General features: G+C 55.3%; 8 protein-coding genes. 2 read left to right on the top strand and 6 right to left on the bottom strand.

Annotated features, from left to right (window positions below):
• Window positions 1-194: 194 nt before the first annotated feature.
• Window positions 195-3,017 (bottom strand): preprotein translocase subunit SecA, encoded by a 2,823-nt coding sequence (gene secA, locus PN477_RS12195; RefSeq protein ID WP_272117437.1) that lies wholly within the window; start codon window positions 3,015-3,017, stop codon window positions 195-197.
• Between the two features lie 194 nt (window positions 3,018-3,211).
• On the opposite strand from secA, the gene aat reads away from it, so the two are divergent.
• Window positions 3,212-3,787, top strand: coding sequence for a leucyl/phenylalanyl-tRNA--protein transferase (gene aat / locus PN477_RS12190; protein ID WP_417158801.1), 576 nt, complete (start codon window positions 3,212-3,214; stop codon window positions 3,785-3,787).
• Between the two features lie 44 nt (window positions 3,788-3,831).
• Here aat and PN477_RS12185 read toward each other — a convergent pair whose 3' ends face one another.
• The 5 genes from PN477_RS12185 to dnaK form a co-directional block, all read right to left on the bottom strand.
• Window positions 3,832-4,476, bottom strand: coding sequence for a Uma2 family endonuclease (locus tag PN477_RS12185; protein WP_272117432.1), 645 nt, complete (start codon window positions 4,474-4,476; stop codon window positions 3,832-3,834).
• A 387-nt stretch (window positions 4,477-4,863) separates the two neighbouring features.
• Complete coding sequence (locus PN477_RS12180; RefSeq protein ID WP_272117430.1) at window positions 4,864-5,706, bottom strand: hypothetical protein; 843 nt, start codon at window positions 5,704-5,706, stop codon at window positions 4,864-4,866.
• 2 nt (window positions 5,707-5,708) lie between these two features.
• Window positions 5,709-6,710: a glycosyltransferase family 2 protein gene (locus tag PN477_RS12175; protein WP_272117429.1), complete on the bottom strand. Its 1,002-nt coding sequence runs from the start codon at window positions 6,708-6,710 to the stop codon at window positions 5,709-5,711.
• A gap of 245 nt (window positions 6,711-6,955) precedes the next feature.
• Window positions 6,956-7,117 carry a hypothetical protein gene (locus PN477_RS12170; protein ID WP_272117427.1) on the bottom strand — a complete coding sequence of 54 codons (162 nt, stop codon included), beginning with the start codon at window positions 7,115-7,117 and terminating at the stop codon, window positions 6,956-6,958.
• On the bottom strand, window positions 7,092-9,008 hold the full coding sequence (gene dnaK, locus PN477_RS12165) for a molecular chaperone DnaK (RefSeq protein ID WP_272117425.1): 1,917 nt from the start codon (window positions 9,006-9,008) through the stop codon (window positions 7,092-7,094). Before dnaK ends, PN477_RS12170 begins: the two co-directional genes overlap by 26 nt.
• A gap of 199 nt (window positions 9,009-9,207) precedes the next feature.
• Here dnaK and PN477_RS12160 point away from each other — a divergent pair, with 199 nt between their 5' ends.
• Entirely contained in the window at window positions 9,208-9,855 is a 648-nt protein-coding gene (locus PN477_RS12160; protein ID WP_272147308.1) for a pentapeptide repeat-containing protein, read from the top strand.
• Window positions 9,856-9,859 lie beyond the last annotated feature (4 nt).

The raw sequence follows: 9,859 nt of genomic DNA, 5'->3' as shown, positions 1-9,859 counted from the left end.
TCTGGTTTTAAGGAGGATCACCCCCCTTTTTTAAGGGGGGCAGGGGGGATCTGGTTTTAAGGAGGATCACCCCCCTTTTCAAGGGGGCAGGGGGGATCTGGTTTTAAGGAGGATCACCCCCTTTTTTAAGGGGGGCAGGGGGGATCTGGTTTTAAGGAGGATCACCCCCCTTTTTTAAGGGGGGCAGGGGGGATCTAGACGGTTTGGGTTTGGGTTTGGGTTTGACCTTGGGGCTGGAATTGAAAGAGGGAGTAAACCACGTTACGACGAATATCGATCATCGTTTCGAGGAACATTTCATAGCCCTCCTGCTTGTATTCGATCAGGGGATCTTTTTGACCGTAGCCCCGCAGCCCGATCGACTCCCGCAACGCATCCATGGCTTGGAGGTGTTCCCGCCAGAGGGTATCAATTTGCTGCAAGATAAAGAACCGCTCCGCTTGGCGCATCAGGCCGGGCTGGATTTTGTCGATCTGATGTTCTTTGAGGTCGTAGGCTTTGCGGACTTCTTCATGGAGGAAGGTTTTAATTTCCCCGATCGTCATGTCTTCGAGGTGTTTCGGCTCTAGATCGGCGAGGAGGTAGATAAACTCCTTGGTTTTGCCAACGAGATCATTGAGTTTCCATTCTTCGGGGGGCAATTCCGGGTTAGTGTAAGCGTCGGTGATGTCGTCCATGGTGCGCTCAGCGTAGCCGATCACCTGTTCTTTGAGGTCGAAGCCTTCGAGAACGCGGCGACGCTCGGCATAGATGGCGCGGCGTTGGTTGTTCATCACTTCGTCGTACTCGAACACCTGTTTGCGGGTGTCGTAGTAGAAGGTTTCGACTTTTTTCTGTGCGCCTTCGAGGGAGCGGGTCAGCATCCCGGATTCGATGGGCATATCTTCTTCAACGCGGAAGGCATTCATTAGGCCGGCGACGCGATCGCCCCCAAAAATCCGCAACAAATTATCCTGCAAACTGAGGAAAAATTTCGTCGAACCGGGGTCACCCTGACGACCGGCGCGGCCCCGCAATTGGTTATCAATCCGGCGAGATTCGTGGCGTTCGGTGCCGATGACATGGAGGCCGCCGAGTTGAATCACTTCGTCGTGCTCTTTGCCGGTGAGGGCTTCGTATTCGCGGCGGATCGTGTTGTAGATTTCCCGCAGTTTTTCGAGCACCGGATCATCAACGGGGGCATTTTCAGCGGCGATCGCAATCTTCTCTTCCGCCTCCAATTCCGGCAGACTCTGCTCGCCATACTGCTGCACCGCCAACGCCACCACGTCCTTGAGCAGCGTTTCCGCCTGGCTGGACAACTCCGTCGGGAAAATATCCGAGGAGGCTTTCCAGGTTTTCGGCGGTTTTGCGTCATCCCCGAAGCCTTGGGCGGATTTCCGTTTCCCCTTCACCCCCGGCACGCTGACCATTAATTCCTTGTCTTCGGGCATGACAATCTTGGGCATCAGGTATTCCCGCACCTTGAGACGGGCCATATAGTCCGAGTTCCCCCCCAAGATAATATCTGTCCCGCGACCCGCCATGTTCGTTGCGATCGTCACCGCCCCTTTACGGCCCGCTTGGGCGACAATTTCCGATTCCCGTTCCACATTTTCCGGTCGCGCATTGAGGAGATTATGGGGAATCTGCAACCCTTGCAGCAACTTCGCGAGGACTTCCGACTTTTCAACACTAGTCGTCCCCACCAACACCGGGCGGCCCAGTTCGTGCATCTCTTTGCATTCCATCGCCACGGCTGTCCACTTCGCCTCTTCCGTCTTATAGACCACATCCGCCATATCAAAGCGACGGGTAGGCAAGTTGGTGGGAATGATCGTCACCTGGAGGTCATAGATTTTTTCAAATTCCGCCTCTTCCGTTTTCGCCGTCCCCGTCATCCCTGCCAATTTCGGATAGAGCAGGAAGAAGTTTTGATAGGTAATTGTGGCGAGGGTTTGGGTTTCATTTTGGATCTTCACCTCTTCTTTGGCCTCGATCGCTTGGTGCAAACCATCACTCCAACGGCGACCCTTCAACACTCGGCCGGTAAATTCATCCACAATCACAATCTCGTCATCGCGCACGATGTAGTTCACATCGGGGATGAAGAGTTCTTTCGCTTTAATCGCGTTGAAAATATAATGCGCCCAAGGATCTTCAGGGTCGTAAAGATCCGTCACGCCCAACAATTCCTCTGCTTTGGCAAAGCCTTCATCATTGAGCAAGACGTTACGGGCTTTTTCATCCACTTCGTATTCCCCCGTGCCCTCTTCTTCGTTTTGGGGGAAGAGTTGGCGGGCAATTTCGGCGGCGCGGAGATATTTTTCCGTGGGGCGCTCCACTTGGCCGGAAATGATCAGCGGGGTGCGGGCTTCGTCGATCAGCACGGAATCCACTTCGTCAATCACGCAGTAGTTAAAGGGCCGCTGTACCACGTCATCCATGGCGGTGGCCATGTTGTCGCGCAGATAATCAAACCCCAGTTCGCTGTTGGTGGCGTAGGTGACATCACAGGCGTAGTTTTTCTTGCGTTCGGCGGGACTCATCCCCGCTTGGATCAAGCCGACGCTGAGGCCGAGGAAGCGGTGAATTTGTCCCATCCATTCGGCATCACGGCGGGCGAGGTAGTCGTTGACGGTGACAACATGGACACCGTGACCGCTGAGGGCGTTGAGGTAGGCGGGAAGGGTGGAGACGAGGGTTTTGCCTTCCCCGGTGCGCATTTCGGCGATTTGGCCGCTGTGGAGTACCATGCCGCCGATCAGTTGGACATCAAAGTGACGCATGCCCAAGACGCGCAGGCCGGTTTCACGAACGACGGCGAAGGCTTCGGGGAGGATATCATCAAGGATATCGCTGCGTTCTAAGTCGGTGCGAGCTTTGGCGAGTTGCTCTTTAAATTCAAAGGTTTTGCTCCGCAGTTCATCATCGGATAGGGCTTGAATGTCCTCTTCGATGGCGTTGACATCGGCCACAAGGGGTTGAAATTTTTTGAGTTTGCGAGTGTTGGGATCGCCAAATAAGTTTTTAAACATACCTCTTAAAACAGCCCCATGGGTGAGCGGTGGTTTTCGATTATAAAACGGTGATGTGGGCAATGGAGCGCGTTGAGTCTTGTTGCGCTGTCACTACGGCCTACAGATAACCATGGTATCATCATGGGCTTTGAGTGCAGGGGGCGATCGCAGGGTTAGCGGCAGGGTCTTGGGGTGATAGGCAAATGAACAAGATGCAGATTGATACAGCAACGATCATTGACGGATATTCCCAGGGCTATTTTCTGATGGCGGATGAGCAGGAGGAGTTGGGCTGGTATACGAGCCAGAAGCGGGCGCTGATTCCCTTAGATGAGCGGTTTCGGTTTCCGAAGTCGTTGCGGCGATCGCTGAATCAAAATCGTTTCACGGTGGCGATCGATCGCGATTTTGCGGCGGTCTGTGCCGGCTGTGCGGCGCGGGAAACTACGTGGATCTCGCCGGAACTGCAAGACATTTATTTCCAGTTGCACCGGGCGGGCTGGGCCCATAGTTTTGAAACCTGGCAGGGCGATCGCCTCGCGGGGGGAATTTTAGGGCTGGCGATTCGGGGGGCCTTTATTGGCGAATCGATGTTTTTCCAGATTCCGGAGGGGTCGAAGGTGGCGATGGTGAAGCTGGTGGAACATTTGCGATCGCGCCAATTCACCCTCTTTGATGCCCAATTACAAAATCCCCACCTAGAACGCTTCGGGGCCTATGTGGTGGGCGATCGCGCCTATCAGGATCTATTACAGCGAGCCTTAGCCCAGCCCTGCCGATTTATTTGAGGTGGGGTGAGGGTTCAGGGGGCGATCGCGGTTCAGACATTTTGCTAGTCCAGTTCCCGCTTTCTTAACTGCTGTTTCAAGCTCCGAATGGCGGCGCTAGTGTTGCGCTGATAGGCAATGTCTAAACCCTGAGCGACCACATCCGCCACGTTAATCGCAGGGAAATAGCGGCTTTGGGGTGTGATGGTATATTCATCAGTTTGCAATTGATAAATTACCAGTTTTTGATTGCGAAACAGCCACACTTCCGGCACTTGATAGGGTAAATAATCTCGCACATCGGAATAACTTGTGATGTCAATTTCTAACACCAAGTCGGGCGGCGGATCATTGCGCCAATCAATCCGGTCTTTGCCCGAAACCGTTTGCCAATGGTCGATGTAAAAACAATAATCCGGTTCAATGCCGCTTGTTTCGGGCAGTTGCATCGTTACGGGAGTAAATGAATCATACTCTTGATTCAAGGAATCCAGTAGGACTTTGATGATGTCCGCAATTAAACTAACATCACGACCATGTTTCGGTAGTGGGGACATTAACAATACTTCTCCAAAACGATATTTAAGCCGAGGAATTGAATGGTCGCCCCGCTGTTCGCAGAGGGTTTGATACTCTTGCCAAGTGGCCGGCGATCGCATCACGGTTCCGGCGGATAAATAGAGTGTTTCGGGCGAAACGACGGTTAACATTTTTTCACCTCTGGCGTGTGGTCTGATTCGTATTGTACGCAGCTTGATCCCCTCACCCCACCCTCTCCCGCTGGAGAGGGCTTTTCGTTCCCTTCGCCTGGGGGAGAAGGGCTAGGGATGAGGGCACGATCGCTCAGGTTAAATGTGGTCTAATTCGTATTGTACTCAGCTTGATCCCCTCACCCCACCCTCTCCCGCTGGAGAGGGCTTTTCGTTCCCTTCTCCTAAGGGAGAAGGGCTAGGGACGAGGGCACGATCGCTCAGGTTAAATGTGGTCTAATTCGTATTGTACGCAGCCCGACCCCCTCACCCCACCCTCTCCCGCTGGAGAGGGCTTTTCGTTCCCTTCGCCTGGGGGAGAAGGGCTAGGGATGAGGGCACGATCGCTCAGGTTAAATACTGCCAATTGCCCCAAAATTTATGCCGCACGGGGGTAACGTAGTGGCGCAAAACGGTACGATCGCCCGCGTAGCGATCGCGCCAGTGGAATTCATCCTCGCGGCCCATGATGTAGCGATCGCGCTCTAGGGGTTGTGCGCCGTCGCGGTGGAGGGTGAGGTGCATCATGGTTTGTTCGGTGAAATAATTGGGCGGGCCATCAAGGGCGAGAAATCGTGCCATCGCTTCGCCCCAGTCGGGGACGCGCCGAAAGATGATAAACCCACCGTTGATCGGTTCGCGATCGGGGATGCCGGTTAAGATGCGGCGATCGAAGGCGGGGTCTGCGTCGGGGAGATAGAAAGAGTGATCACCGGGGGCGGTGAGGCGATCGCGCAACTGCTGCGCCCCCGGAAAACAAAAAATATCCGAATCGCTGTAGATCGTCGGCCCCTGGATTGGGATCGAGCAGATCATCATTAACTTTTTGCCCATCGGGTTGAGGTGGGCGTAGGTGGTGACTTCGGGTGGTAGGGCGGGATCGGCGAAGTCCGTGAGGGGGATGACTTGAACGCAGGGATGCAGGGCGGTGAGGAGGTCAATCTGGGCGGGGCTGTAGCTGCCGTCCGAGACGATCACGTAGCGATCGGGCACACCGGCATAGGTGAACAGCGATCGCACACTGGCCACCTGTTCCGGGAGATCGCGACCACAGGAGAGGGCATAGACCGAGGCGGGGAGGCGATCGCGCCACAGTCCCGGACGGCGAACAAGCTGCGGCAATCGCGCCCGATACCAGCGCCGCATCATCGCCCCTTTCCACCGCGCCGCCCGATAGGCCAGATTCACCATCGTTAACCCTCTCTTCCTCGTAGGCTTGCCTTCCAGCGGATCAGGTGACGTATCCCCGGCAGCTTGGCGAGATGGGACTTGAGCCAGAGGGAGGGCGTGAGGTGGAATTGCGATCGCAACACCGCCACCTGTTCCCGAAACACCCCAAGCCGTCCCTTCGCAAAACTATCCGCACACAAACTATACAGGCAGTCCCGCGCCTTCGCCCGCACCTCCGGAGCCACCTCCGCCCCATAGACCTGCTGACAGAGCCGAAACGCCTCCCGCGCCCAGATTTCCATCTGTTGCGTTGATTTACTCTGCTCATGCAAGCGCCAATGGGCTAATAGATAAGGCGTGAAGGTGAAGCGATAGCCCCGCAGCAGCAGCCGCAAAATAAACTCTTGATCCATACAGTGGTGATAGGTCAGATCCAACCCCTGCCCCGCGTCGATGATGGCGCGACGAAAAAAAACGGCGTGATTGGTCACCGCCGAATAGGGGATCATCGTGCCCACTGTTGCTTCGGTCACGGGGTACGGAAACAGATATTCGCCCGCCGCATTGATGTGATCGAGGCGGCCATAGATCACCTCGCTGTCGGGCTGCTCCGCGAGGGCGTGGGCGAAATGGGCGAAGGCATCGGGGGCATAGGTATCATCGGAATTTTGCCAGCCGATCCAGTCCCCCGTTGCTCGCTGTAACCCTTTATTCACCGCATCGGACTGCCCCCGATCCGGTTCGCTGATCCACTGCACCCACTCGCGATACATCTGGAGAACCGCCAGGGTTTGATCCGTACTGCCGCCATCAATAACCCAAATTTCGAGGGCGGGATAGCCTTGGAGCAGGATCGATCGCAGGGTCGCTTCCAGATAATCCCCTTGGTTGTAGCTGGGGATGACGATGGTAAGTTTGGGGCAATGGGGCGGTAAGGGGCGCGGATCGGGGGGCGCAATCCAGGGCCAACGAGGGGCGCGATCGCGCCTCGGTTTGGGTAAGTTGGGTAATTTCACCTGAGTCATTCTTGCCCTTCTTCGTATTTCAATCCCTCAACTCCAATCCTTCTCCCCCAGAAAAAGGGCGTTTAACGCCCCCGCCCCGTGGATGATCCCCCTAAATCCCCCTTAAAAAGGGGGACTTTGAGCGGTTCCCCTAAAAGGGGGACTTTGAGCGGTTCCCCTTAAAAAGGGGGACTTTATTCCGGTTCCCCCCTTTTTAAGGGGGGCTAGGGGGGATCGAACGAGGGATTTGGAGGCTTGAGATCGGTTTATGGATCAGCCCCCGCCTCATGGGAGAAGGTTGGGTGAGGGTCGATCGCAAAATGCCCGGCCCACCGGCCGAGCATTTTCCCATCCTGTCGCTCATGGATCACCGCGATCGGCCATCCATAGCCACAGTGCAGACTACTTCGTTTCCGAAAACTCAGCATCAATCACATCATCGCCACCATCCGATGCACCGCCACTCGGAGCGTCACCCGCTGGATCTTGTGGCCCTTCAGCCCCCGCAGCCCCTGCCGCATCTTGGTAGACACTGCTGCCGATGGCGTAGAGCACCTGTTGCAGTTCGGGCATCACGGTTTGGATCTTGTCGTCGTCTTCGGTTTGGACGGCTTCGCGGAGATCCTTGAGCAGCGCTTCGGCCTTGTCCTTCTCAGCGGCGGGGACTTTGTCGCCCAATTCCGTGAGTTGTTTTTCCGCTTGATACACCAGCGTATCGGCTTGGTTCTTGCGATCGATCTTCTCGCGGCGCTCTTTGTCGGATGCGGCGTTGGCTTCCGCTTCCTTGACCATGCGATCCACTTCCGTATCCGGCAGGGTCGAAGCCCCGGTAATGCTGATCGATTGTTCTTTACCCGTGCCCTTATCTTTCGCGGTCACGTTCAGAATCCCGTTGGCATCAATGTCAAAGGTGACTTCGATTTGCGGCACACCCCGGGCCGCTGGGGGAATGCCATCGAGGCGGAAGGTTCCGAGGCTCTTGTTGTCCTTGGACATTTCCCGTTCCCCTTGGAGAACGTGAATTTCTACGTTGGTTTGCCCATCCACAGCCGTGGAGAAGACTTCGGATTTTTTCGTGGGAATCGTGGTGTTGCGGGGGATGATTTTGGTCATCACGCCGCCGAGGGTTTCCACACCCAAAGAGAGGGGGGTGACATCAAGGAGGAGAATATCTTTCACTTCACCGGCCAAGACACCGCCTTGAATTGCCGCACCCACGGCCACCACTTCATCAGGGTTGACGCTTTGGTTGGGGTCTTTGCCGAGGACTTTTTTGACCACTTCTTTAATGGCCGGAATCCGCGTCGAACCGCCAACAAGGACGATTTCATCGATCGCACTCTTATCCAGCTTCGCATCGCGCACCGCGTTTTCCACCGGAATCCGGCAGCGATCGATCAAGCTGGCGCAGAGTTCTTCAAACTTAGCGCGGGTGAGGGTGATGTCAAGGTGCTTCGGCCCGTCTTGGGTGGCGGTGATGAAGGGGAGGTTAATCTCCGCTTGGGTGACACTCGACAGTTCGATTTTGGCTTTTTCAGCGGCTTCGGTGAGGCGTTGCAGGGCTTGGCTATCTTTGCGGAGGTCAATCCCTTCGGTGCTCTTGAAGTTTTCCGCTAGGTAGTCCACGATGGTTTTGTCGAAGTCGTCACCGCCCAAATGGGTATCCCCAGAGGTGGCAAGCACTTCAAACACACCATCGCCCACTTCGAGGATGGACACGTCAAACGTCCCGCCCCCAAGGTCAAAGACGAGAATGGTTTCGTTGCTCTTCTTGTCTAAACCGTAGGCCAGGGATGCGGCGGTGGGTTCGTTGATGATCCGCAATACTTCGACCCCCGCGATTTTACCCGCGTCTTTGGTGGCTTGGCGTTGGGAGTCGTTAAAGTATGCCGGTACGGTAATCACGGCTTGGGTGACAGTTTCGCCGAGGTATTTGCTCGCGTCTTCGATTAGTTTCCGCAACACTTGGGCGGAGATTTCTTCGGGGGCGAATTGTTTTTCCAAGGCGGGGCAGTCGAGTTTGACGTTGCCGTTGTTGTCTTGGAGAACTTTGTAGGAGACTTCGGTGGTTTCGACGTTGACTTCGCCGTGTTTGCGACCGATGAAGCGTTTGACGGAATAGAAGGTGTTGGTCGGGTTCATCACGCCTTGACGTTTGGCGATTTGACCGACGAGGCGATCGCCGTTTTTCGCATAGGCGACAACGGATGGAGTGGTTCTAAACCCTTCCGCGTTGGCAATGACGGTAGGCTTGCCGCCCTCCATCACAGCGACGCAAGAGTTAGTGGTGCCGAGGTCAATTCCAACGACTTTTGCCATAATTTTTTTGGTGCTCCGGGCTATCTACAACAGAGTTACAGTGAGGAAGGCTGTTCCACCTTGGGGGGAAAGTCTTCTACTGTTCAGTAGTTAGTTCTATACTGACGGGGAGAGTCCCTTCTCTGTAAGTAGTGTTTCCCGAACATTACCGCTACTGGAGGGTGATGTCGCTGTTGCTGGTTTTCTAACACAATTTTCTATGGACATTGAGGCGATTCGCGCAGGTCAACTAAAAGATCTCCCTGGGGTGGATCTAGAAGATGAAGATTTATCGAATGCATCCCTAGACCGCGTTAATTGGGTGGGAGCGAATTTAGTCGGTGTCAATTTTTCCCATGCGTCTTTGAAAGGCGGCCGGTTTGATGGGGCAAATTTGCTGGGGGCGCAGTTGTTGCAGGTGGATGGCCGGGCGAATTTTGTCGGGGTCAATCTGATGCAAAGTGATTTTTCCCACGGAGATTTGCGGGGGAGTAATCTGCGGGGTAGTAATTTGATGAGTGCGAAGGGGGTGCAGGCTTCGTTGGCCGGTGCGTTCTTGAGTGGGGCGAATTTGACGGGGGTTAATTTTCAGGGGGCGGATTTGCGGGGGGTAGACCTGCGGGGCGCGACGCTGAATAGTGCCAATTTGAAGGGGGCATGCCTGGCCCAGGCGGATTTACAGGGGGCGAATTTAAGTGAGGCGAATTTGGAAGAATGTGACCTGCGGGGGGCGAATTTTGCGGGGGCGAATTTGGTGGGGGCGAATTTGCTCTGTGCGGATTTGCAGGGGGCGGATTTTACGGGGGCGAATTGCGATCGCGCCTGCTTGATCGGCACCATCCGCAGCGCCATCCCCCAACCCACCTAAGCGA

Origin of the sequence: Spirulina subsalsa CS-330 (assembly GCF_028330765.1) — a bacterium.
Classification (GTDB): Bacteria; Cyanobacteriota; Cyanobacteriia; order Cyanobacteriales; family Spirulinaceae; genus Spirulina; species Spirulina subsalsa_A.
Note: the sequence above shows the minus strand (reverse complement) of the source record. Positions and strands in the feature narration are given on the sequence as shown.